This window comes from Streptomyces sp. NPDC059866 (genome assembly GCF_042731325.1).
Taxonomy (GTDB): domain Bacteria; phylum Actinomycetota; class Actinomycetes; order Streptomycetales; family Streptomycetaceae; genus Streptomyces; species Streptomyces flavusporus.
This window is the reverse complement of record NZ_JBHWJT010000013.1, coordinates 205,951-227,352: the sequence shown is the minus strand read 5'-3', so window position 1 is coordinate 227,352 and position 21,402 is coordinate 205,951. Positions and strand designations below refer to the sequence as shown.

At 69.5% G+C, this 21,402-nt stretch carries 24 protein-coding genes and 1 pseudogene; 12 read left to right on the top strand and 13 right to left on the bottom strand.

The features are described from left to right. Window positions 1–20: 20 nt before the first annotated feature. The 3 genes from ACFV7R_RS21805 (at window position 21) to ACFV7R_RS21795 (ending at window position 2,309) form a co-directional block, all read left to right on the top strand. Window positions 21–752, top strand: a complete 732-nt coding sequence (locus ACFV7R_RS21805) for a DsbA family protein (RefSeq protein ID WP_385265789.1) — start codon at window positions 21–23, stop codon at window positions 750–752. Window positions 753–822: 70 nt separating this feature from the next. Beyond that, window positions 823–1,485 (top strand): FMN-dependent NADH-azoreductase, encoded by a 663-nt coding sequence (locus tag ACFV7R_RS21800; RefSeq protein WP_385265786.1) that lies wholly within the window; start codon window positions 823–825, stop codon window positions 1,483–1,485. Window positions 1,486–1,910: 425 nt separating this feature from the next. Then, complete coding sequence (locus ACFV7R_RS21795) at window positions 1,911–2,309, top strand: hypothetical protein (RefSeq protein WP_385265858.1); 399 nt, start codon at window positions 1,911–1,913, stop codon at window positions 2,307–2,309. Window positions 2,310–2,334: 25 nt separating this feature from the next. Here ACFV7R_RS21795 and ACFV7R_RS21790 read toward each other — a convergent pair whose 3' ends face one another. From ACFV7R_RS21790 to ACFV7R_RS21775, 4 genes are all read right to left on the bottom strand, one after another. Then, window positions 2,335–3,222: a GNAT family N-acetyltransferase gene (locus ACFV7R_RS21790; RefSeq protein WP_385265784.1), complete on the bottom strand. Its 888-nt coding sequence runs from the start codon at window positions 3,220–3,222 to the stop codon at window positions 2,335–2,337. A 376-nt stretch (window positions 3,223–3,598) separates the two neighbouring features. Beyond that, window positions 3,599–4,420 (bottom strand): hypothetical protein, encoded by an 822-nt coding sequence (locus ACFV7R_RS21785; protein ID WP_385265782.1) that lies wholly within the window; start codon window positions 4,418–4,420, stop codon window positions 3,599–3,601. Window positions 4,421–4,534: 114 nt separating this feature from the next. Continuing rightward, on the bottom strand, window positions 4,535–4,855 hold the full coding sequence (locus tag ACFV7R_RS21780; protein WP_385265779.1) for a hypothetical protein: 321 nt from the start codon (window positions 4,853–4,855) through the stop codon (window positions 4,535–4,537). After that, window positions 4,852–5,517 carry a TnsA-like heteromeric transposase endonuclease subunit gene (locus ACFV7R_RS21775; RefSeq protein ID WP_385265776.1) on the bottom strand — a complete coding sequence of 222 codons (666 nt, stop codon included), beginning with the start codon at window positions 5,515–5,517 and terminating at the stop codon, window positions 4,852–4,854. Before ACFV7R_RS21775 ends, ACFV7R_RS21780 begins: the two co-directional genes overlap by 4 nt. 262 nt (window positions 5,518–5,779) lie before the next feature. Between ACFV7R_RS21775 and ACFV7R_RS21770 the strand changes: the two genes are divergently transcribed. The 3 genes from ACFV7R_RS21770 (at window position 5,780) to ACFV7R_RS21760 (ending at window position 7,513) form a co-directional block, all read left to right on the top strand. Then, a complete protein-coding gene (locus ACFV7R_RS21770) occupies window positions 5,780–6,289 on the top strand; it encodes a helix-turn-helix domain-containing protein (protein WP_129798526.1) in 510 nt (169 codons plus the stop codon). An 82-nt stretch (window positions 6,290–6,371) separates the two neighbouring features. Beyond that, entirely contained in the window at window positions 6,372–7,025 is a 654-nt protein-coding gene (locus ACFV7R_RS21765) for a hypothetical protein (RefSeq protein WP_385265773.1), read from the top strand. Between the two features lie 155 nt (window positions 7,026–7,180). Continuing rightward, entirely contained in the window at window positions 7,181–7,513 is a 333-nt protein-coding gene (locus ACFV7R_RS21760) for a DUF2516 family protein (protein ID WP_385265771.1), read from the top strand. Window positions 7,514–7,624: 111 nt separating this feature from the next. Here ACFV7R_RS21760 and ACFV7R_RS21755 read toward each other — a convergent pair whose 3' ends face one another. The 3 genes from ACFV7R_RS21755 to ACFV7R_RS21745 form a co-directional block, all read right to left on the bottom strand. Continuing rightward, window positions 7,625–8,977, bottom strand: a complete 1,353-nt coding sequence (locus ACFV7R_RS21755; protein ID WP_385265768.1) for a PP2C family protein-serine/threonine phosphatase — start codon at window positions 8,975–8,977, stop codon at window positions 7,625–7,627. A 323-nt stretch (window positions 8,978–9,300) separates the two neighbouring features. After that, window positions 9,301–10,380 (bottom strand): NlpC/P60 family protein, encoded by a 1,080-nt coding sequence (locus ACFV7R_RS21750; protein ID WP_385265766.1) that lies wholly within the window; start codon window positions 10,378–10,380, stop codon window positions 9,301–9,303. Window positions 10,381–10,573: 193 nt separating this feature from the next. Beyond that, the gene (locus ACFV7R_RS21745) at window positions 10,574–11,365 is read right to left on the bottom strand and encodes a class I SAM-dependent methyltransferase (protein WP_385265763.1); all 792 of its coding nucleotides are present in this window, start codon (window positions 11,363–11,365) and stop codon (window positions 10,574–10,576) included. A 263-nt stretch (window positions 11,366–11,628) separates the two neighbouring features. Between ACFV7R_RS21745 and mshA the strand changes: the two genes are divergently transcribed. From mshA to ACFV7R_RS21730, 3 genes are all read left to right on the top strand, one after another. Continuing rightward, entirely contained in the window at window positions 11,629–12,969 is a 1,341-nt protein-coding gene (mshA, locus tag ACFV7R_RS21740) for a D-inositol-3-phosphate glycosyltransferase (protein ID WP_385265761.1), read from the top strand. 14 nt (window positions 12,970–12,983) lie between these two features. Next, entirely contained in the window at window positions 12,984–13,487 is a 504-nt protein-coding gene (locus ACFV7R_RS21735) for a YbjN domain-containing protein (RefSeq protein WP_385265759.1), read from the top strand. Window positions 13,488–13,583: 96 nt separating this feature from the next. Continuing rightward, the gene (locus tag ACFV7R_RS21730; RefSeq protein WP_385265756.1) at window positions 13,584–14,390 is read left to right on the top strand and encodes a hypothetical protein; all 807 of its coding nucleotides are present in this window, start codon (window positions 13,584–13,586) and stop codon (window positions 14,388–14,390) included. On the opposite strand, the gene ACFV7R_RS21725 is transcribed toward ACFV7R_RS21730, so the two are convergent. After that, entirely contained in the window at window positions 14,372–15,049 is a 678-nt protein-coding gene (locus tag ACFV7R_RS21725) for a class I SAM-dependent methyltransferase family protein (RefSeq protein ID WP_385265754.1), read from the bottom strand. The genes ACFV7R_RS21730 and ACFV7R_RS21725 overlap by 19 nt on opposite strands. A 54-nt stretch (window positions 15,050–15,103) precedes the next feature. Then, window positions 15,104–15,937: a helix-turn-helix domain-containing protein gene (locus ACFV7R_RS21720; RefSeq protein WP_385265752.1), complete on the bottom strand. Its 834-nt coding sequence runs from the start codon at window positions 15,935–15,937 to the stop codon at window positions 15,104–15,106. A 49-nt stretch (window positions 15,938–15,986) separates the two neighbouring features. On the opposite strand from ACFV7R_RS21720, the gene ACFV7R_RS21715 reads away from it, so the two are divergent. After that, window positions 15,987–16,412 carry a DUF2000 family protein gene (locus tag ACFV7R_RS21715; RefSeq protein WP_385265749.1) on the top strand — a complete coding sequence of 142 codons (426 nt, stop codon included), beginning with the start codon at window positions 15,987–15,989 and terminating at the stop codon, window positions 16,410–16,412. A 6-nt stretch (window positions 16,413–16,418) separates the two neighbouring features. On the opposite strand, the gene ACFV7R_RS21710 is transcribed toward ACFV7R_RS21715, so the two are convergent. Beyond that, entirely contained in the window at window positions 16,419–17,675 is a 1,257-nt protein-coding gene (locus tag ACFV7R_RS21710; protein ID WP_385265747.1) for an MDR family MFS transporter, read from the bottom strand. Between the two features lie 167 nt (window positions 17,676–17,842). Here ACFV7R_RS21710 and ACFV7R_RS21705 point away from each other — a divergent pair, with 167 nt between their 5' ends. Next, window positions 17,843–18,604 carry a phosphoglyceromutase gene (locus ACFV7R_RS21705; RefSeq protein ID WP_385265745.1) on the top strand — a complete coding sequence of 254 codons (762 nt, stop codon included), beginning with the start codon at window positions 17,843–17,845 and terminating at the stop codon, window positions 18,602–18,604. Between the two features lie 86 nt (window positions 18,605–18,690). Here ACFV7R_RS21705 and ACFV7R_RS21700 read toward each other — a convergent pair whose 3' ends face one another. The 3 genes and pseudogenes from ACFV7R_RS21700 to ACFV7R_RS21690 all read right to left on the bottom strand — a co-directional run bounded on the left by ACFV7R_RS21700 (window position 18,691) and on the right by ACFV7R_RS21690 (window position 20,852). Next, the gene (locus ACFV7R_RS21700) at window positions 18,691–18,930 is read right to left on the bottom strand and encodes a hypothetical protein (RefSeq protein WP_385265743.1); all 240 of its coding nucleotides are present in this window, start codon (window positions 18,928–18,930) and stop codon (window positions 18,691–18,693) included. A 619-nt stretch (window positions 18,931–19,549) separates the two neighbouring features. Next, window positions 19,550–19,822, bottom strand: a pseudogene (locus ACFV7R_RS21695) (FtsK/SpoIIIE domain-containing protein); the annotation flags it as partial. Window positions 19,823–20,066: 244 nt separating this feature from the next. Then, complete coding sequence (locus tag ACFV7R_RS21690; RefSeq protein WP_385265740.1) at window positions 20,067–20,852, bottom strand: GntR family transcriptional regulator; 786 nt, start codon at window positions 20,850–20,852, stop codon at window positions 20,067–20,069. 107 nt (window positions 20,853–20,959) lie between these two features. Here ACFV7R_RS21690 and ACFV7R_RS21685 point away from each other — a divergent pair, with 107 nt between their 5' ends. Beyond that, window positions 20,960–21,367, top strand: a complete 408-nt coding sequence (locus tag ACFV7R_RS21685) for an NUDIX hydrolase (protein ID WP_385265737.1) — start codon at window positions 20,960–20,962, stop codon at window positions 21,365–21,367. Window positions 21,368–21,402 lie beyond the last annotated feature (35 nt).

Genomic DNA, 21,402 nt, shown 5'->3' with positions numbered 1-21,402 from the left:
AAGTATTGGAGGTGCCTGCCGTGAAGGTGGAAATCTGGTCCGACCTGACGTGCCCGTGGTGCGGTCTGGCCAACCATCGTCTCGACCAAGCCGTGGAGCGGTTCCCCCATGGCGGCGACATCGAGCTCATCCACCGCTCCTTCCCGCTGGACCCCGACCTGCCGAGCAGCCCCGCGGTGCCCGCCCGGCAGATGCTGAAGCAGAAGTACGGGATGGACGACGCCCAGGCCGAGGCAGCCACCCGCCGGGTCGAGGTACTGGCCGAGCGCGAGGGGCTCAGGCCCTACATCGTGCTGGACAACAAGAAGGCCAACACCCACCTGGCCCACGAGTTCATGGCCCATGCCACCACCCAGGGCAAGCACGCGGAGGCGCGGCACCTGGGCTTTCGCGCCTACTTCGGCGAGGCCCGCTCACTCTTCGACGTGGACGCGCTGCTCGAACTGAGCGACGAACTCGGCCTGGACCGGGACGAGACCCGGCAGACCCTGGTGGAGCGCCGGTATCGGCAACAGGTCCAGGACGAGGCCCGCCGCGCCGCCACCCTCGGCGCCCGCGGGGCGCCCTTCCTCCTCATCGACGGCCGGCACGCCATCTCCGGCGCCCAGGACACCGGCACACTCCTCGACGTGTTCCAGCAGGTATGGGACGCCACCCACCCGCAGCTCGTCCAGACCCTGGCCGAGGACGCCGAGGCGATCTGCGGCCCGGACGGGTGCGTGCTGCCCGCCGATCACGCCGCCCGTGGCTGACCTGCGCCCTGGTCCGCCGCACTCATAGCCCGGTGGGCCGCACGAACCGCGGCCCACCGACCAACACCCCGTGCGAAAGGCATCGTTCCCCATGTCCTACCTGCTGCATCTCGACTCCTCCTCCATCGGTGCCGCTTCGGTCTCCCGCCAGGTCGCCGACTCCTTCCGGGACGCCTGGACGGGCGAGGTCGTCCACCGGGACCTGGCCGCCTCACCCGCGCCGCACCTGAGCGCGGCGGACATCGCCGCCCAGCGCACCGACCCCGCCCAGCACACCGCGGAGCAGGCCGCAGCTGCCGCCGTTCAGGACGAACTCGTCGAAGAGTTCCTCGGGGCGAGTGCCTACCTGTTCACCGTGCCGATGTACAACCGCACGATGCCCTCGGTGTTCAAGGCCTGGCTCGACCAGGTCATCATCGTCGGCCGGACCATCATTCCCTCCGGCACAGCCCCCTCCGCCGGCCGCCCGGCCGTGCTGATCTCCGCCCGCGGCGGCTACGGCCCCGGCACCCCCAACCACGGCAAGGACTTCCTCGTCCCGGCCCTGGAGTCCGTCCTGGGCGACCCCGCCTACCTCGGCCTCGACGTCACCACCCTCACCCCCGAGCTGACCAAGGCCCCTGTCGTCCCGGCGCTCGCCCACCTCATCCCGGTCCACGAGGCCTCCCTGGCCGATGCCCACGAGCAGGCCCGCGTGCAGGCCGAGAAGATCAGCCAGCAGCTCGCCGCCTGACTCATCCCGTCACCGCCCGTGAGGGTCCCGTACGGTCCCAGGACCGCACACGGCGGGGACCAGGGCCGTCGCGGGATTGACCCGTCTCGCTGAACGTGAGGCAGGGCAGTGCTCTGACCTCGGGTGCCTCAGGTTGAGCGAGACGTCGGGTGTACGTCGGTCTCGCTCAACCTGAGTAGGTTGTTCTTCCCTGCTGTAACCGGCAGAGCGGTCTCGGCGGATCAGCTTCCTGGTGGCAGGTGTCCACGGACAGTGGGACGTCCGGGTGAGCGGACGACTCAAGTCCCTGCTGGCGGACAGTCGATCTCCTTGTCCGGTACGACCTTTCGTCCCCTGTTCGGCGGTTCGTCCGTGCTCGGGACGGCCGGGCCATATGTGGCGGCTGCGCCGTGTCCGGTGTCAGTGGTGGCTGCGATGCTGGCGGCATGATCCCTTGGAGCCTGCTCGATCTCGACAAGGCCCTGCGTGCCGGCTGGGCCGGCGACACCTGCTCGCCCGACGACCTGGCCGACTGGCAGCCCGGCAACCCGGCTTGGGGGCACTGTGACATCACGGCCTTGATCGTCAACGACGTTTTCGGCGGCGATCTCGTGGTCGGTGAGGTGCACCTTGACGGGTTCCAGCATGGCTTCCACTGGTGGAACCGGCTGCCCAGCGGTGTGGAACTGGACCTGACGCGCGAGCAGTTCCAGCACGGGCAGACTGTCACGGCTGCCCGTGTCATCGAGCGTCCGCCGGGCCGTTTGCCCCGCCGCTGGGAGGAGTACCTCCTTCTGCGCGAGCGTGTCATCAAGCACCTCGGTTCGCTCCCCGAGCCTAAATGAGGGGTTGGGGTCAGCCCGACGTTCCCTAACCGGCTTCTGGTGTGTCGTAGGAGAACTTGTACCCGGTGAAGTCGGCGATGTGGACGAATCCGATGCGCTGGTAGAGGGCGTTGCTGGTGGGGTTGTTCGGGTCTGTGAACAGGACTACGTCCGTCGCGCCCGCGGTCAGCGCGGCCCTGCTCACCGCGACCGTCACGGCTCCCGCGTAGCCGCGGCCGCGGAGGTGGGCCGGGGTGTAGACGGGGTCCACCCGGACCATGCCGCCGACGACCGAGGTCGCGGCCGCCATCGAGACGGGGGTGCCGTCCGGGGTCTCCCAGAACGTGAAGTGCCTGTCGCCGAATCGAGAGGCGTCCCAGGAACCGGCGTCGATCAAGTCGATGGAGGGCTGCTCCCCGACGTCGACACAGAACTCACGGCACCAGCACACGACTTGCTCACGGTCCTTCCCGCCCGTGATGCGACCCCGGCCCTCTGGGCGCGGCTGCGGTGGGGTGAGCGTGCCGAGACGGTAAAGGTGCGTCCGCCAGAAAGGCGCCGGCGCCGCGCCCGTGTGCCGCTGCCATGACTCGGCGAAAGCGTCGGCGGTGTCGTGGTCCGCGATGACGTTGGAGGGGGAGTGGCCGAGGCCGGCCAGGTGAGCGGCGAGGGAGTCGGTCTGCTCGACAGAGAGGGGGGTGAGGCCCAGGCGGCCGCGCGGAGTGAGATAGAAGATCGCGCGGACCTCGCCTCCTGACTCCAGTCGGCCGAAGGCGGTGGCTTCGGCGTCGTGTTCCGCCGCCCTGCGTGTTCGCAGTTTCTCGATGTCCGTCAGAGGCGTGTTGTGCAGGGCAGGCCGCGAGCGCAGGAAGTCCCCGGCCCGGACGAGGAAGTCGTCGACGTCTTGGGTGAGGTGCCAGTCATCCGGGATCATGCTTCATGATCCTGGATGACCTCGACTCGGCGGGAACATCTGCTGAGAGATGCTCCGTCGCCACGACTGGTCCAGCGCCTTTCAGCCACGTGACCCAACTGCTCCTGATCAGGCACGAGTTTTCCTCGTCCACGGCCTGGTCCGGGGGCTTTTGCAGGTCAGCATGGTGGTAGCCCAGTTCAGATGGGCTTCGGAGTGCTGGGGCAGCCACTCGGTCGCGTGCGTTGCGGCGGGCGTTCATGCACCAACTGATCGTGCGCTCGGCCTTCCAACAGCGGGGCAGGCCGACAGGTATGAGGCCCCTCTCTGTGTGGTGTTTTCACCGTGCGTGAGCTGGGGTGCCCCGTAGGAGTCTGCGCATGATGAGCGGAGGCCATCATTCTTGGGTGTCTGGTGCGGCCGCTGCGACCTGCATCAGTTGACGTTCCTGTTCGTCCGTCCGTTCGTTGATTCTCTCCGCGACCAGCGTGGCTTCGCGTCTGGACCATGGGATGGCGGTCGTTCTCAGTTGCCGTTCTGGGGGCAACCGACGCTCGAACTCTTGGTGGAAGAGCTGAACATCGCGGGGACTGCCGAGAGCTCGGTGGCGCCAGACCGGAGATGTGTAGAGCCCCAGGACTTCGACAAGGTCTGGCAGGAGAGCGGCCTCGCTCATCGCGTAACTTCGGCGAGCAATGGGCACGCCGGGAGCGATGAGGTCGAGAAGGCGTTCGGTCCTGTTGACGGCATATCCGTGCTTGGCCAGCTCGCGCCAGAAGTCGACGCATTCCTGGTAGGCAGCGAGCACCCTTCGGGCTGTCCGCCGCCGAAAGAGCCGATGGAGTCTCCGCTGCGCGTGGACGATCTCAGGTGCCCGGTTGAGGCTGAACTGGCCGTCGATGGGGCCGGCGAAGTTGGCCATGTAGTGCCCGTGGTGGGTGCCCGTCCATCGGCGGTGTTTGACACAGAGGTGATGGTGTCCACTGATGATGCAGATTTCGACTTTCCAGTCGTCCCGTCCGGTGCGGGCCGCAACGCAGGGATGGCAGGCCCAGCTGCGGGCGAGACCTTCGTACTGCTCGTGGGGCCAGGGGCCTGGAGTGGCCAGCTCGGGCAATTTCCGTATCAGCCGAGGAGGGGCCTGCCCGCTGCGCGTGGCCAGGAGTTTCACGTTGTCCAGGGGCGATTCTGCTGTGTAGAAGCGGCTGGCTTTGTTCACGAGTTTCGACAGCGGTTGTTCATCGTCCCGGGAGGCACTCGGATCGGGGCGAGGTCGATGTCCATGAGAACGGACAGCACCTCATCGCACCCGCCGCACCTGCAGGCCAGGGCTTCACCTCGTCGAACCGTCGTCGGGGATCTCTGGGCTTCCCCACCGATTCCAGAGTGTGTGGTGCCATTCGTCGGCGTCCGGGCCAAGCGGCTGTACTACAGGGACCGGGCCGGGGCCGGTCTCGATGAGGTGCAGCAGCGTCCAGGCGACGCCATAGCAGTCATCCGGGCCGAAGCAGCTGGCCAGGGCCTGCGCTTCGTCGGCCGTGACGGGCTTGGAGATGGCTTCGAGTTGCTTGACGCGCCGGTCGATCTCGTCCTCATCGGCGTCCCAGTCGGGTAGTGGGCCGCCAGCAACGAAGGCTTGGACTTCGGGTCTCATCTGCGAATGATCCGCTGCTGTGACCGGGCCGAGCAAGGCCGGTCTTGGCGTCGGCACGAAGGTCCAGTGCTGTCGGAAGCCGTGAACAATCCACTCCGACTCTGGCGGCCAGGTGCCTCCCGAACCAACGTCGAAGTGCTGTCCCTTTTCATGGACAGAGCCAGCCATCGCAGGTTCGCCACCGACACCGGATCGAGCACTCCGACCCGCTCGTAGCCCCAGCCGACCCGGGCGCAGGCAGTAGCCGTCGCTGCGAACTTCACCGCGTCCTCGGGCTCGATGCGCTCGTCCAGGCGTACATCCAGTACGACGGCCGTGCCGTCCCGCCTGCGCACGAAGTAGTCCGGCGTGTGCTTGGTCCGCCGACCCTGGCCGCCGTACCGCCACGACAGCCGGAACGGCTGCGAGGCCACCGCCACCACGTCCGGCTCGGCATCCAGCCGCATCAGGTGCCCGAGTTCCGCCCAGGACTCGTAATCCACCAGCTCAGCGCAGGCCGCAGCCCAATACCAGCCCGAGAAGCTCCGCTGCCCACGATACGAAGGGAACCCACGAACCTGACCGGCCGCCTCGAACCGGGTCGGCCACATCACCTCAAGCGGCCCACCGTGCACCTCTCCTCGCGCATCGGCGTACTCCAGCCGGAAGTCCTCCGCTTCCACCAGTCACCCCCACTCGGCGCTGACCAGGTGGAACGACCGTAGGGGGCGGAAGAGGTCGGCACCTCAGATTGATCGAGACGTCGCACCAGGTGCCCGAGATTGAGCGAGACGTGCGGCCGGATGCCTCACGAAGACCGGGACTGCCTCAACTTCGCAGAGACGGGACAGCATCCGGCGCCGGCGCAGCCGCGGGTAGGTGGCCTGGCGCACTTTTGCAAGCAGGATGCTTGCAAAAGTTAGCGCGGCGCGGCAAGGTGGACGTATGGCAACGCTCAACGTCGGCAATCTCGGTGAGTATCTGCGCGAGCAGCGGCGCAACGCGCAGCTGTCGCTCAGGCAGCTCGCCGACGCTGCCGGGGTGTCCAATCCGTATCTGAGCCAGATCGAACGCGGGCTGCGCAAGCCGAGCGCGGAGGTGCTGCAGCAGGTCGCCAAGGCGCTGCGGATCTCCGCCGAGACGCTGTACGTGCGGGCCGGGATCCTCGACGCCGAGCGGGACCGGGACGAGGTGGAGACGCGCGCCGTCATCCTCGCCGACCCCACCCTCAACGAGCGGCAGAAGCAGGTGCTGCTCCAGGTGTACGAGTCGTTTCGCAAGGAGAACGGCTTCGAGAGCGTTCCGGGCGAGGACCTTCAGGACAACGGCGTTCAGGTCGATGACGTTCAGGACGATGACGTTCGGGGCGACGCCCACGACAGCGACACCGGCGTACGCGGCCCCCGCACGGCCGACGGCAGCGACGCCGACCCGCAGCGGCGGACCGCCGGTTGAGCGAGCGGAACGCCCGGCCGGGCGGCTGACCGGCTGCGGGACCCCAAACCCTCAAGAGAAAGCCACCGGGAGGACCAGCACCATGGCCATCACCGACGACCTGCGCAAGACCCTCAGCGACCCGAGGCCGCTCTACTTCGCCGCCGGCACCGCCGACCTGGCCCTCCAGCAGGCCAGGAAGGTGCCGGGCCTGGTCGAGCAGCTGCGCGCCGAGGCCCCGGCCCGTATCGAGGCCGTCCGCAACACCGACCCCAAGGCCGTCCAGGAGAAGGCCAGCGCCCGCGCCAAGGAGGCCGGTGTCCGCGTCAAGGAGACGCAGGAGACCTTCCAGAACAAGGTCAACGAGTTCCTCGGCTCCCTCGACGCGGATCTGAAGAAGCTCGGCAGCACGATCGACGCCGACCTGAAGAAGCTCGGCGAGACCGCCCAGGACCTCGCCCTGCGCAGCGTCGGCGTGGCCGCCGAGTACGCCGTGAAGGCCCGTGAGACCTACGAGAAGGTCGCCGAGCACGGCGAGCAGGCCGTGAAGACCTGGCGCGGCGAGGCGGCCGAGGAGATCGAGGAGCTGGCCGTGGCCGTCGAGCCGAAGGCCGAGCCGGTCGAGGTCAAGGAGGACAAGCCCGCCGCGGCCAAGACCGCGGCCGGGACCGAGGCTGCTCCGGCGAAGAAGACCGCGGCGAAGAAGGCCCCGGCCCGCAAGACGACGGCGAAGAAGACCACACCGCCGGCGAAGTGACACCGTCCGCGATCACGCTGAGTGACACGAACGGGTGACCTGTAACGGGTCGGGCACTCCTGGGGTGCCCGGCCCGTTCTTCGGGTAACGGGCCTGCGGTTGCGGGTACGGTGACCGCGTAGGACTAGCCGAGTCGGGTGGTGGACGTTGTGCTGATGCAGGGGTTCGCAGGGTTCATGTGGCTGCTGAGCATGGCCCTGATCCTTTTCAGCGGCTTCGCGCTGATCGACGCGGCCACGCGCCGAGAGGACGCCTACCGCGCGGCCGACAAGCAGACCAAGCCGTTCTGGCTGATCATCCTCGGGCTCGCCTTCGTGGTGAACCTGATCTTCAACATCCTGTCGTTCCTGCCCATCATCGGGCTCATCGCGACCATCGTGTACATGGTCGACGTACGCCCCGCCCTGCGCGGCCTGCCCGGCGGCGGCCGCGCCCGCAGAGGCTCCAGCAGTGACGGGCCGTACGGGCCGTACAACGGAGGGCGGTAAGCCGTACGCGACGGGCGGTGATACGGGCGTACGGCGACGGCCGGCAGCCCAGGCCGCCGGTCGTACGACGGCGGACGGCACCACGGCCCACCGCGCCATGGCCGCCGGAGGTTACGGCACCCTGTCCAGCAGCAGTACCGCCACGTCATCCGCCAGCTCGCCGCCGTTGAGTTGGCGGACCTCGTTGACCGCCGCCCGCAGCAGCTCCTCGCCGCTCAGGCCCTGGGCCAGCTGGCGGCGGATCATCTCGACCATGCCGTCCTGGCCGAGCCGCTCGCGGCCCTGGCCGATGTGGCCCTCGATCAGACCGTCGGTGTAGAGCATCAGGCTCCACTCCCGGCCCAGCTCCACCTGCATCCGCGGCCAGCGGGCACCCGGCAGCAGTCCGAGGGCGGGGCCGTTGTTGTCGTACGGCAGCAGCCGGGCGGGCCGGCCGGGACGGGCGATCAGCGGAGCCGGGTGCCCCGCAAGGCACAGGCCCGCGCGGCGGCCGTCCGGCGCGATGTCCACTGTGCACAGCGTCGCGAAGATCTCGTCGTCCGAGCGCTCGTGCTCCAGCACCTGCTGCAGCGTGCCGAGCAGCTCGTCCCCGCACAGCCCCGCCAGCGTCAGCGCGCGCCAGGCGATGCGCAGCTCCACGCCGAGCGCCGCCTCGTCCGGGCCGTGGCCACAGACATCGCCGATCATGGCGTGCACGGTGCCGTCCGGGGTGCGCACGACGTCATAGAAGTCGCCGCCGAGCAGGGCGCGTGAGCGGCCGGGGCGGTAGCGGGCGGCGAAGCGCAGCGGGGAGCCGTCGAGGAGCGGCGTGGGCAGCAGCCCGCGCTCCAGCCGGCGGTTCTCCTGGGCGCGCATCCGGCCCTCGGCGAGCCGCCGCTCGGCCGTGTCGGAACGTTTCCGCTCCACCGCATAACGGATCGCCCGGCTCAGCAGGCGGCCGTCCAGCTCGTCGCGGAACAGGTAGTCCTGGGCGCCCACCCGCACCGCCTCGGCGCCGCGCTCGGCGTCACCGGACGCGGTGAGGGCGAGGACGGCGTGCCGGGGCGCGAGCTCCAGCACATGGCGCAGCACGGACAGCTCGTCGTCCCTGTCGTCCGCCCGGCCGGGCGCCGGCAGCGCGAGGTCCAGCAGGATGCAGTGGACATCGTCGGTGAGCAGCCGCTCGGCCTCGGTGAGGTTGCGGGCGGTACGGACGCGGATCGGCTTGCCGGCCTGATCGAGCAGTTCGGGCACGATCGGCGAGCCGCCGGGGTCGTCCTCGATCAGCAGCAGCGTCAGGTTGGTGCTGATCGTGTCGGAGCCGACGAGGGTGTTGGTGGTGTTCTCGGCGGTTTTTTCCTTGTATGCGGTCTCTGCGCCGGATGCACCGGAAGCACCGGAGTGGCCGCCGACTGTCGACACGGCCTGCGCCTGACCACTTTCCACGGCCGGGATCGCTCTCTGCCGCGGTACGGGTACGGGCATTGTCCTGAGTTCCTTCCCTCCCCCCGAGGGCACGGCGGGGCGAGGGACCTCGACCCACCGACCGGGACCATAGCGGGTGTCGGCGCCGCAAAGGAATGGTGTGAGCCACGCCGCTCCGGATGCGGCCACTGTCATATGCCGCGTTCTATACCGCAGTTGGGCAGGGTGGTGCGCTGCTGAGGATGACGAAGGTCACGTCTGCCGGGGGTTTGAGGGGGCGGCACGGGGTGGAGTGGGTCACGTGGCCCAGCTCACGAGTTGGCGGTACTCCCGTCGGCCATGTCCGCCGTACGTCCCTCGGCCCGAGTCCGCCGTGCGTCCTCTCAGCCCGCGTCCGGCCGTACAACCCCGAGGATCGGCATCGATCCGGCACCCGCGATCGTGATCGCCCGCCCCGGTCGTGGGGCGTGCACCATCGCGCCGTCGCCCACGTACATCCCGACATGGCTGGCGTCGTCGAAGTAGATGATCAGGTCGCCCGGGCGCATGTCCTCGATGTCGATGTGCTTCAGTTGCTTCCACTGCTGCTGCGAGGTGCGCGGGATCACACTGCCGGCCGTCGCCCACGCCTGGGAGGTCAGTCCGGAGCAGTCGTAGGTCTTCGGGCCCTCGGCGCCCCATTCGTACGGCTTGCCGATCTGGGCCGTCGCGAATTCCACGGCCTTCTTGCTCTGCTCGGTGGCGGTGCCGTGCAGCTCGTCGAGGATGCCGGAGCTGAGCCAGGTGGTCTGTGCCTCGTAGGCGGCCTGCTCCTCGAGCTCGGCCAGGCGCTGCAGCTCCTCCTTCTCCAGCTGGGACTCCAGCTTCTCGGCCGCCGCGATCTGCTTCTCGATCTTCTTCTGGGCGGCGGCCTTCGCCTTGCGGTTGGCCTCCAGCTTCGCCCACTGGGCGGAGGCGTCCTTGGCGTACAGCTCCAAGTCCTGCTGGGTGCGGGTCATTTCCTCGATGAGGTGCCTGGTGGCGCGCTCCCCCTGGCGGACGCGGCCGGTGCCGTCGAGGAACTCCTCCGGGTCGTCGCTCAGCATCAGGTGGGCCTCGGGCGGGAGTCCGCCGGTGCGGTACTGGGCGGCGGCTGCGGCGCCCGCGCGCTTCTTCAACTCCCGGAGCTTCTCCTTCCCCTTGGCGATCTTCTTGGCCAGGGCGACGATCTCGGCGGACTGCTGCTCGGCCTTCTCCTCCGCCGCGTTGTAGGCGTCGGTGGCGGAGGACGCCGCCCGGTAGAGCTTGTCGAGTTTCTTGCGGACGGTCTCAAGTTCCTCGGTGGACACCGGGGTCGAGGAAGTCGACGAGGGCGACGGGGTGGGATCCGGGGCCGCGAACGCCGTGCCGGGCGCCGCCAGCACGGTGACCGCACAGACCACGGTCACTGCCGCCGCGATCAGGCTGCGCTTGCGCGTTGCCATACCCCTGCCCCCAAACTGATGCACCGTCAGTAACGTCGGGGATCGTGCCATGCCGCGGCGCAAAACGACAGAGGCAGTGACTCCCTCCCCCATTCCGCCCGTCGTACGACGATCTCCCCGCCCTTTGTGACGAACGACTCACCGAGATCGTTCCGCATCCCCGGCCCGGGTAGGGAAACGAGGGGGAAAGTGATCACATCCTGGGCGCCAGTGCGGCCCAGCGCACGGTCACTTCGCCCTGCCGCCAGCGGGCCGGCCCGTCCGTCACCGGCCAGTCGGCCGTCAGGTCCCGCACCGTCCGGATCCAGCGCTGCCGGGCCCCGTACGAGGCGTAGGGTGCGGCGGCGGCCCAGGCGCGGTCGAAGTCGCGCAGGAAGGTGTGCACCGCCTCGCCGGGGACGTTGCGGTGAATCAGCGCCTTGGGCAGACGTTCCGCCAGGTCCGAGGGGCGCTCCAGGGATCCCAGCCGGGTCGCGAAGGTGACCGTGCGCGGGCCCTCGGGGCCGAGGGCCACCCAGACGTGCCGCCGCCCGATCTCGTCGCAGGTCCCCTCGACCAGCAGTCCGCCCCGCGTACCGGTCGCCGGGTCGGCGGGCGCGAGCCGGGCGCACAGCCGCGCCCAGACGGCGGCGACCTCCGCCTCGTCGTACTGCCGCAGGACGTTGGCCGCGCGGATGAGGTGCGGCCGCTGCGGGACCGGGATCTCGAAGCCGCCGTGCCGGAAGGCGAGGCCGTCGCGTGCGTACGGCTGTGCCGCCGTGACCCGGGCCGGGTCGATCTCGACGCCCACCACGCGCGCGCGTGGTGCTGTCTCGCGCAGGCGGGTGAGCAGTTCCACGGCCGTCCAGGGGGCGGCGCCGTAGCCGAGGTCGACGGCGACGGGGTCGGCGGCGCGGCGGAGGTCGGCGCCGTGTGTCGCCGCGATCCAGCGGTCCATACGGCGGAGGCGGTTGGGGTTGGTCGTCCCGCGCGTCACCGTTCCCACGACGGGGGTCCCCCCGCTCGAGCGAAGCCGAGGGTGGGGGAGGGTCGCTGCGCGGGGCGTCATGCAGTCGAGGGTAAGTGGTCGGGGGTTTCTGGTTGCCCGGCGTTGGTGCACGTCACATTCGTCGAACGGTTGAGCGACACTCGGTAATGATTCGGCAAAAACACCTCGTGTGGAAATGGAGCGGCTCCCTCCGGCGTTGCCACCCTTCGAGGACCCGCACGTCCTCCCCGAGGCGTGCCCGCGGCAAGGAGGAACGCGACGTGAGCCAATACGTCAGCCGGCTCGGTCGCCGCTCCCCGGCGGCGCCGCCGCGGCTTCGGCTGGGGCACCGCCGACCGCGCCGTGTGGCCATGCTCTCCGTGCACACGTCCCCCCTCCACCAGCCCGGCACCGGCGACGCCGGCGGCATGAACGTCTACATCGTGGAGCTCGCGCAGCGCCTCGCCGCGATCAACATCGAGGTCGAGATCTTCACCCGGGCCACGACCGCCGCACTCCCGCCGTCCGTCGAACTCGCCCCCGGCGTCCTCGTCCGGCACGTCGACGCCGGCCCCTATGAGGGCCTCGCCAAGGAGGACCTCCCGGCGCAGCTGTGCGCCTTCACGCACGGGGTGATGCAGGCCTGGGCCGGCCACCGCCCCGGCTACTACGACCTCGTGCACTCCCACTACTGGCTCTCCGGCCACGTCGGCTGGCTCGCCGCCCAGCGCTGGGGCGTCCCCCTGGTGCACGCCATGCACACCATGGCCAAGGTCAAGAACGCCAACCTCGCCGACGGCGACACCCCCGAGCCCGCCGCCCGGGTCATCGGCGAGACCCAGATCGTCGCCGCCGCCGACCGGCTCATCGCCAACACCGCCGAGGAGGCCGACCAGCTCGTACGGCACTACTCCGCCGACCCCGCCGACGTCGCCGTGGTGCACCCGGGCGTGAACCTCGGCCGGTTCCACCCGGCCGACGGCCGCGCGGCCGCACGTGCCCGGCTGGGTCTCCCGCAGGACGCCCTGATCCCCCTCTTCGCGGGCCGTATCCAGCCCCTCAAGGCCCCTGACGTGCTCCTGCGCGCGGTGGCCGTGCTGCTCGACGAGCGGCCCGACCTGCGCTCGCGCATCGTCGTGCCGGTCGTCGGCGGCCCCAGCGGCAGCGGCCTGGCCAAGCCCGAGGGCCTGCAGAAGCTCGCCGCGCGTCTCGGTATCGCGGATGTGGTGCGGTTCCGCCCGCCCGTGGACCAGGACCAGCTCGCGGACTGGTTCCGGGCCGCGTCGGTGCTGGTCATGCCGTCCTACAGCGAGTCCTTCGGCCTGGTCGCCATAGAGGCACAGGCGGCCGGTACGCCGGTGCTGGCCGCCGCGGTCGGCGGCCTTCCGGTGGCCGTACGGGACGGACAGACCGGTTTCCTCGTCCAGGGGCACGATCCGGCCGCGTACGCGCGCGTGCTGCGTGATGTCGCCGACGACCCGCAGCTGTCCGCCCGGATGGGGGCGGCCGCCGCCCGGCACGCCCGTTCCTTCGGCTGGGACGCCTCGGCCACCGCCACCGCCGAGGTCTACACGGCCGCACTGCACGCCCACCGCCGCCGCGCCCGCGCCCTGCACGGCTGACGTAGGCTCCGACCATGGCGGCAGCAGAGCAGCAGGCGGCAGAGGTCATCGAGGGCGTGCTCAAGGACGCCGAGCTCGAGTGGGAGAGTCCCGGGTCCGGCCACTACGTCGTGAAGCTGCCCGGCACCCGCAAGCTGTCGACGACGGTCTCCCTGATCGCCGGCCGGCACTCGCTCTCCCTCAACGCCTTCGTGATCCGCCACCCGGACGAGAACGAGGCGGGAGTCCACCGCTGGCTCCTGGAGCGCAACCTCAAGCTGTACGGCGTGAGTTACGCCGTCGACCCGCTCGGCGACGTCTACGTCACCGGCAAGCTGCCCCTGGCCGCCGTCACCGCGGACGAGATCGACCGGCTGCTCGGCCAGGTCCTTCAGGCGGCGGACGGGGCCTTCAACACGCTTCTGGAGCTGGGGTTCGCGTCGGCGATCCGCAAGGAGTACGAGTGGCGGACGTCACGCGGGGAGTCGACGCGCAACCTGGATGCCTTCGCGCATCTGACGCGGCGTCCCCAGGAGTAGATCCCAGGGACGGACTCGGCACAGGCATCCGTACAACCTCTGCAGGCCCGCCGCGGTCTCAGTCGCTGTTGAGCCCTACCAGCAAAGAGGTTGTGCATGCGCACAGGCAGAACCGGCACCGCCGCCGCGCTCGCGGGAGCGCTCGCCTTCGTGGCGTTCACCGCACCGGCCGCGGAGGCGGCGGACACCGGCATCACGGTGACCGACATGGTCGTGAACAACGGCAAGCCCATCGTCGTGGGCATCAGCGAGGAGAAGTTCCCCAGCGTCAGCTTCCGCGTGACCTGGCCCTCGGGCTACACGCCCACCACGATTGACGCGCATCCCTACCTGTACCACGACACCACGGCCGCCACCGGCGCCGACCACGGCGGCATCTACATGGCCAGCGTCACGACGTACGACGACAGCCCGACCTCAGGGGACTGCGACGGCGAGCTGTACATCGACCCGCGCTACACCCTGGACTCCAACAACGACGCCACGAGCTGGAAGATCGCCGTCGCCGCGCGCCTGTGGGACGAGTCGGACACCAAGATCAAGGCCGAGGAGTACCTGACCGGCTTCGGCAGCGTGCAGGTCAAGCGGGCGGCGCGGGCGACCGTCAACGCCTCCCCCGAGCCCGTCGCGAAGGGCAGGGCGATCACCGTGACGGGCAGGGCCACGCGCGCGGACTGGGTGAGGCACGCGTACGTCGGTCACGGCGACAAGCTGGCCAAGCTGCAGTTCCGCAAGGCGGGCACCAGCACGTACACGACGGTCAAGTACGTGCGGGCCGGCTCCACGGGTGATCTGAAGACCACGGTCACGGCCTCCGCCGACGGCTACTGGCGCTGGACCTTCGGTGAGACGGCCACGACGGGCGGCGCGACGGCCAAGGGCGACTACGTCGACGTCGTCTGACGAGACCCGCCCGCCGTGCCTCGGCGCAGGGTGTCGTACCCGACGAAGGTGAACATGCGCTCTCCGCGCGCGAGCGGCCGGGGTTCGCCGGTGAACCGGTGGGCCCCGACGCCCGGCATGAGCCTGGGATCGGACACCCACAGGCGCTCGAATCCGCGTTCCTCGAGCCAGGCGCAGACCTGCGGGACGAGGTCCGGAGCCTTGCGGTTGCGCGTCCAGACGACCGTGCCGCCCCTGCGGCACAGCTGGGTGCAGTGGTCGAGGGTGCGTTCGACGTCGGCGTCGGCGATGTTGCCGAGCGTGCCGCAGACCAGGACGAGGTCGGCGGGCACCAGACCGGCGTAGTGGTCGGTCAACGAGGCGTCGCCGGCGACGACTTCGACGCCGGACAGTCCGGCGGCGGCGGCCGCCCCCCGTGCCGCCGTGACGTTCCGCTCGTCCAGCTCCACAAGCCGGGCACGGACGTCGCTGCGCCGTGGATGATCGGCGAGCGCACCGATCAGATCACGCCCCTGCCCGGCGCAGAGGCTGACCGCGGTGAGCGGGCCCGGCGGAGCGGTGTCGAGGGCGAGGCGGATGCGGTGCTGGACGAGCGCGAGGCGCTGTCCGAAGTAGGAGTCGGGGATGTCGTAGGCATTGTGCCAGGCATGCCAGTCCATGAGGCCGGACTCTACGGCCGGTGGTTGAAGCACCGCATCACTTTCCGGCCATCCTCACCACCTTTGCTCTTTGGCCGTCCTCGCGTACCGCCCCGGCGGCACCCCCACCAACTTCCGGAAGTGCCGGGTGAGATGGGACTGGTCGTAGAAGCCGGTCACCGCTGCGACCTCGCCCGGCAGCCGTCCGTCGAGGAGCAGCCGGCGGGCACGGTCGACGCGGCGGGACATCAGGTACTGGTGCGGGGCGATGCCGTACGCGGTGCTGAAAGCCCGTACGAGATGGGCGCGATGAGCGTTCAGCAGCCCGGTCGCCTCGTCGAGGGTGACGCCCTGCACGACGCGCTCGTCGAGGAGTTCGCGCAACCGGCGGGCGAGGGCGGGGTCGGGGCGGCGGGTGCCCGGCACGGGCTTGTCCGTCGGCCGCAGGTGCGCGCGCAGCCGCTCCCCGATGAGGGTCAGCCGACTGTCCGCCTCCAGCTCGTCGCCGGGGCGGGAGAGCGCGGTGTGCAACTGGCCGACGCGCAGGCGCAGTACGGGATCACGGAGATCGGGGGAGTCCACCGCCGGGCCGATCAGGTCCTCGCCCAGCCGGGTGCCGTCCAGATACAGCACGCGCTTGCGGAAACCGTGCGGGGTGGCGGCGGAGCCGTTGTGGGGGACGTGCGGCGGCAGCAGGGACACCGTGTCGTGCGGGGTGCCGTGCTCGTGCCGGTCCAGGTCGTACCGTACGGCGCCGTCGTCGACGATCAGCAGCGTCCATGCCTCGTGGACGTGCATCGGATACGCGTACTCGATGAAGTGGGCGTGGAAGACCTCCACGACGCCGCTGACCCGCGGGCGCCAGGCGGAGACGTCCTGTTGCTCGGCCGAGCCCTTGCCGGTGCCCATGCAAAGAACGTACAAGACGACGTCGTACGTCGGTCGGCAGTCTCGTCCCATGACCACCGAACCCATTCGCTTCGACACCAAGATCGCCGTCCTGCTGCGGGAGGACCTGGAGACCTGGCAGCGGCTCAACGTCACCGCCTTCCTGGTCAGCGGCCTCGGCGCGACGGTCCCCGAGGTGATCGGCGAGCCGTACGAGGACGCCGACGGCGTGCCGTACCTGCCGATGTTCCGCCAGCCGGTACTGGTCTTCGAGGGCACGAAGGAGACCCTCGCCACGGCGCACGCGCGCGTGCTGTCCCGCGCCCTCCCGCGCGCGGTGTTCACCTCGGACCTGTTCACCACCGGCAACGACCGCGACAACCGGTCGGCCGTACGGGCCGTACCGACGGCGGAGCTGGACCTGGTGGGGCTCGCGGTGTACGGACCGCGCAACGCCGTGGACAAGGCCCTCAAGGGTGCACGGATGCACCCCTGAGGGGCGTCACGCGGCGTTGACCTCGGACTTCGCGGTGGTCGGCGCCGTGGGGCCCGGCGTGTCCTCGGCCGGCAGGCGGCGCATCAGCGCGCCGTAGCCGAGGGCCGCTGCCGTGCCCACGGCCGCGCACAGCCCCCACAGCCACTCGGCGCCGAACCGGTCGATGACGAAGCCTGACATCAGGGGCGCGACGAGGCCGGCGACGGACCAGGACATGGTGTACATGCCCTGGTAGCGCCCGCGGCCGTGCACCGGCGACAGCCGCACGACCAACCCGGTCTGCGTGGGCGCGTTGACGATCTCCGCCAGGGTCCACACGCAGACGGTGAGCGCGAAGACCCCGACGGACCCGGCGAAGGCGGTCAGCCCGAACCCGTACCCGGCGAGCAGAGACGAGATCACGAGCAGCCGGCGTGGATCCCGGTGCTCGATGAACCGCGTGACGGGAATCTGCAGCGCGACGATCAGGACACCGTTGACGGCGATCGCCATGCCGTAGTCCGCGGGCGCGAACCCGGCCTCGCCCATCGCGATCGGCAGACCGACCGAGCCCTGCTGGAAGACCAGCGCGACCAGGAAGGACAACCCGACGACGCTCATGAACCGCCCGTCGCGCAGCACGGTCCCGAGCCCCACGGCCTCCTCCTCGGCCGCGGCGACCGTCTGGACGGGCCGGGACTCGGGCAGCTTGACGAACACGACGATCGCGCAGGCCATGGTCATCCCGGCCTCCAGCAGGAAGCCGGCGAGATAGCTGACCTCGGCGATGAAACCGGCCGCCATGGAGGACACGGCGAAGCCGAGGTTGATCGCCCAGTAGTTCAGGGAGAAGGCCCGCACCCGGTCCTCGGGCCGCACGATGTCGGCCATCATCGCCTGCACGGCCGGCCGCGAGGCGTTGGAGGCGGCACCGACCAGGAACGCGACGGCGGCAATGGCCACCGGATGGTGCATGAACCCGAGCAGCGCGACGGACACGGCGGTGGACGCCTGGGCGACGAGCAGGGTGGGCCGCCGCCCCAGCCGGTCCGCCATCACACCCCCGCCGAGGGAGGACAGCACACCGCCCAGCCCGTGCAGCGCCGCGACCAGACCGGCGTACGAGGCGGAGTATCCGCGGTCGAGGGTCAGGTAGAGCGCCATGAAGGTGGCGACGAAGCCGCCGAGCCGGTTGACGAGGGTGCTGGTCCACAGCCACCAGAACTCGCGGGGGAGCCCGGAGACGGTCTCTGTGACGGCACGTCTCAGGCTGGCGAGTGACATCGAGGATCCCCCACGGATGTAAGCGGCTCGGCTGTAAGTGGCCCTTCTGGCAGGCACACCTTACGAAGGCGGGGTCCGGGGCGGCCACTCAATTAACAGATCCCGTCAACCGTCCACACCTCGGCCGGGCGCGCAAGCGATCAGAGCATTCGATTACGCTCAGAGCCATGGCCGACGCACCGTACAAGCTGATCCTCCTTCGCCACGGCGAGAGCGAGTGGAACGCGAAGAACCTGTTCACCGGCTGGGTGGACGTCAACCTCAACGAGAAGGGCGAGAAGGAGGCGGTCCGCGGCGGTGAGCTGCTCAAGGACGCCGGCCTGCTGCCCGACGTGGTCCACACGTCCCTCCAGAAGCGCGCCATCCGCACCGCCCAGCTCGCGCTGGAGGCCGCCGACCGCCACTGGATCCCGGTCCACCGCTCCTGGCGCCTGAACGAGCGCCACTACGGCGCCCTCCAGGGCAAGGACAAGGCGCAGACCCTCGCCGAGTTCGGCGAGGAGCAGTTCATGCTGTGGCGCCGCTCCTACGACACCCCGCCCCCGCCGCTGGCGGACGGCACCGAGTTCTCCCAGTCGGACGACCCGCGCTACGCCTCCATCCCCCCGGAGCTGCGCCCGCGCACGGAGTGCCTGAAGGACGTCGTGGTCCGCATGCTCCCGTACTGGTACGACGGCATCGTCCCCGACCTGCTGGCCGGCCGCACGGTCCTGATCGCCGCCCACGGCAACTCCCTGCGCGCCCTCGTCAAGCACCTCGACGGCATCTCCGACGCGGACATCGCGGGCCTGAACATCCCGACGGGCATCCCGCTGTCCTACGAACTGGACGCCGACTTCAAGCCGGTCAACCCCGGCGGCACGTACCTCGACCCCGAGGCGGCTGCGGCGGCGATCGAGGCGGTCAAGAATCAGGGCAAGAAGAAGTAACCCAGCAAGAACTCGCCCCCTACCTGCGGTTTCCCCGCTGGTAGGGGGCTTCTCAATGCGCTGGGGCCGTGCCTGGGCCGTGAGCCTTAGGTGTTGTTGTCCTCGCCATCCTTCAAGACGAACTTCAGGATGGTGAGGCTGACGAGGAGTACCGCCACGCCTGCCGTGCTCCCGGTGGCGCACGCCTTGTAGAGGGTGTGGCCTCCGAGGAGGCGAGCGAAGATGCCAGCCGCGAGTCCGACGTTCAGCGCTGCGAGCGTCAGGAGCGTGACGAGCATCGCCCTTGATGCGGGAGGCTTCGCCGGTGCGGCCTGTGTAGTGTCCATTTCGGGTCCACTTCTTCCGTAGGAGCGTTGACCCGGAGGGGCTCGTCGGTGCAGCTGTAGGAGGTTCGCCGACGAGCCCTTCGCGGTTGAGAGCATCTTGGACGTGGGCCAAGCCCTAATGCCAACTTGATCAGGGCTTCTGTGAACGATCCCTCAATTGCCTTTCGAAGGGCGTTATTTGAGGCTGAGAGCGCTAAAGTCGCACGCAGATGAAAGGCCCCGACCCCAGACAGCGCTAAAAGATCACCCACTTGATTGTCATGCGCATTATGATTCCCTCTGAGGTTCGAGCGGGCTTGGGCGCTGGCAGGAAGGGGCGCGCTGAAAATGGCGCCAACTGCCTTACGCGTGCGCTCCTGACTAGAAGGCATCAGGTGTGCGTACACGCGGAGCGTCAGGCCCAGGTCCGAGTGGCCTAGGTACTCGGCGAGGGCCTTGATCTTCTCTCCGGCGTCCAGGAGCACCGAGGCGTAGAAGTGGCGTAGCGCGTGCATGCCGTTCTCGCGGGACTCGGCGTACGCCCCGCCCCGCTCGGGCAGGGGGTGCCGCCGGCCGCGGCGAGCGCCGGTTTCCACACTTCTTTGTTGAGAGACGTTCGCCAGACGTGCCCGCCGCACGGCCCGGTGATCAGGTGCCGCAGGTACATGGACTTGCCGGACAGCGTGGCGCCGAGGGTGAGTTGGTGTGGGATGGTGCGGTAGTCGCGTACGAAGGGCGTGGCGTCCTCGCGCAGGGCCACCGGCATGCTCAGGAACTCGGCCACGGCCTTGCGGGACATGCGCGCACGTCGCAGGACGTCGAAGCCAACGAGCCGCAGTTCGACGACACCGGGCTTAACGGTCACGACGCCGATGGTCGTCAGCGCCTCACCGCTGACGGCGTCCTTGTCGATCTCGCCGGTCTGCCGGTCGCGGACCTTGGGCTCGGGCGCCTCGGTCAGCAGGTCGTCGCGGCCGAGGTCTCCACCCGGATGGTGCGCAAGGCTTCTCCCCATCTACTCGTCTAGAGAAGATGCAGTCTTCGAACCCGGCGACACCGGGAATGGGGCAACTTTGCCGCACACCTCACCCACTCGTCTGTACGAGCATGTGTGCCGAGGTGTACGAGTCCGCAGAAGTGGCCTCGCGCACCGTCGATCAGGTCGCCGGAAGCCGATAGGAGAGGACGTAGGCGTCCGCTGCCATCACTGTGTCGCAGACCTCCACGGCCCGCCCGGCGGTGTCGAAGGCGGTACGGATCAGGTGGATCACCGGCACGCCGGAGGCCAGTTGCAGCGTCTTCACCTCGGACGGGGAGGGCATCCGGGCCCGGATCTCCTCCTCGAAGTGGTCGAGCTGGTGGCCCAGCTCCTCAAGGCGGGCGTAGATGCCGCCGGGGCCAGGGTTGGGATCGGCGATCGGAGTACCGCGGGCGATGTCGAGCGGGAGATACGACGTGGCGAACTCGACCGGCCGGCCGTCGAGCAGGTACCGGCGACGCCGGGCGAGCACGCGGCGCACGGAGCCGAGCCGGGTGGAGATGTCCTGGCTGGCCTTCTCCTCCTTCACCTCCAGGCTGTCGACCTGCGGATGACTGCCGGCGGCGTCGGCCTCCACGACGAACGCGGACTTCCCCTGCTCGCGGTGGCGCCGGGCGAACCGGTCGGAGGCCAGCCGGCGCACCGGCGGCCGGGGCCGGACGAACACGCCCTTGCCGTGCTCGGCGTGCACCAGGCCCTCACCCTGGAGGATGGAGAAGGAGTTCCGGACCGTCATCCGGGAAACCCCGTAGTGCTCAACCAGCTCGGCCTCCGAGGGCAGCTTCTCGCCCTCCTTGAACCGTCCACGGTCGATGGCCTCGCGCAGCTGGTCGGCGATCTGCCGGAAGACCGCACGATCACTGGTCGGGTCGAGGCCGCCGAGAATGCTCGGTAGAGACGTCACGCGTACTCCTTTAGATATCTAGACGAGTGGGCGAGTGTTGTTGCTACGGTGGAGAGCCTAGCCAGCCGAGAGGGCCGAGGAACGTGAGCACAGAACGCCCACACTCCGTGAGCGTCGCCGGGGTCATCGTCGATGACCAAGGCCGGGCCCTCCTGATCAAGCGCCGCGACAACGGTAAGTGGGAGCCCCCGGGCGGAGTCCTCGAACGCGAGGAAACCATCCCCGAGGCCCTCCAGCGCGAAGTCCTCGAAGAGACCGGCATCAAGATCGCGCTTCCCGCGACCCTGACCGGCGTCTACAAGAACATGACGGGCCTGATCGTCTCCCTCGTCTTCCGCTGCCAGACGGCCGACGGCACTCCCACCACGGGGGACGAGACCCGCGCACTGCGCTGGGTCACCCGCGAAGAAGTCATCGAACTCGCTGACGAGGCGTACGCGATCCGCGTCCTTGACGCACTCGACGCGGCGTCCCCGCCGGCCATCCGCGCCCACGACGGCGTGAAACTCGTCTAGCCCGAACCCGCTGCACATGGCGGCCTACCAGCACG

Coding starts and splice junctions, on each gene's coding strand:
- ACFV7R_RS21700 (WP_385265743.1), bottom strand. CDS start 18,930: ATGGACACTACACAGGCCGCACCGGCGAAGCCTCCCGCATCAAGGGCG.
- ACFV7R_RS21710 (WP_385265747.1), bottom strand. CDS start 17,675: ATGTCACTCGCCAGCCTGAGACGTGCCGTCACAGAGACCGTCTCCGGG.
- ACFV7R_RS21790 (WP_385265784.1), bottom strand. CDS start 3,222: ATGATCCCGGATGACTGGCACCTCACCCAAGACGTCGACGACTTCCTC.
- ACFV7R_RS21735 (WP_385265759.1), top strand. CDS start 12,984: ATGGCGGCAGCAGAGCAGCAGGCGGCAGAGGTCATCGAGGGCGTGCTC.
- ACFV7R_RS21705 (WP_385265745.1), top strand. CDS start 17,843: ATGGCCGACGCACCGTACAAGCTGATCCTCCTTCGCCACGGCGAGAGC.
- ACFV7R_RS21760 (WP_385265771.1), top strand. CDS start 7,181: ATGCAGGGGTTCGCAGGGTTCATGTGGCTGCTGAGCATGGCCCTGATC.
- ACFV7R_RS21755 (WP_385265768.1), bottom strand. CDS start 8,977: ATGCCCGTACCCGTACCGCGGCAGAGAGCGATCCCGGCCGTGGAAAGT.
- ACFV7R_RS21720 (WP_385265752.1), bottom strand. CDS start 15,937: ATGGGCACCGGCAAGGGCTCGGCCGAGCAACAGGACGTCTCCGCCTGG.
- ACFV7R_RS21780 (WP_385265779.1), bottom strand. CDS start 4,855: ATGAGACCCGAAGTCCAAGCCTTCGTTGCTGGCGGCCCACTACCCGAC.
- ACFV7R_RS21770 (WP_129798526.1), top strand. CDS start 5,780: ATGGCAACGCTCAACGTCGGCAATCTCGGTGAGTATCTGCGCGAGCAG.
- ACFV7R_RS21765 (WP_385265773.1), top strand. CDS start 6,372: ATGGCCATCACCGACGACCTGCGCAAGACCCTCAGCGACCCGAGGCCG.
- ACFV7R_RS21715 (WP_385265749.1), top strand. CDS start 15,987: ATGACCACCGAACCCATTCGCTTCGACACCAAGATCGCCGTCCTGCTG.
- ACFV7R_RS21795 (WP_385265858.1), top strand. CDS start 1,911: ATGATCCCTTGGAGCCTGCTCGATCTCGACAAGGCCCTGCGTGCCGGC.
- ACFV7R_RS21730 (WP_385265756.1), top strand. CDS start 13,584: ATGCGCACAGGCAGAACCGGCACCGCCGCCGCGCTCGCGGGAGCGCTC.
- ACFV7R_RS21725 (WP_385265754.1), bottom strand. CDS start 15,049: ATGGACTGGCATGCCTGGCACAATGCCTACGACATCCCCGACTCCTAC.
- ACFV7R_RS21750 (WP_385265766.1), bottom strand. CDS start 10,380: ATGGCAACGCGCAAGCGCAGCCTGATCGCGGCGGCAGTGACCGTGGTC.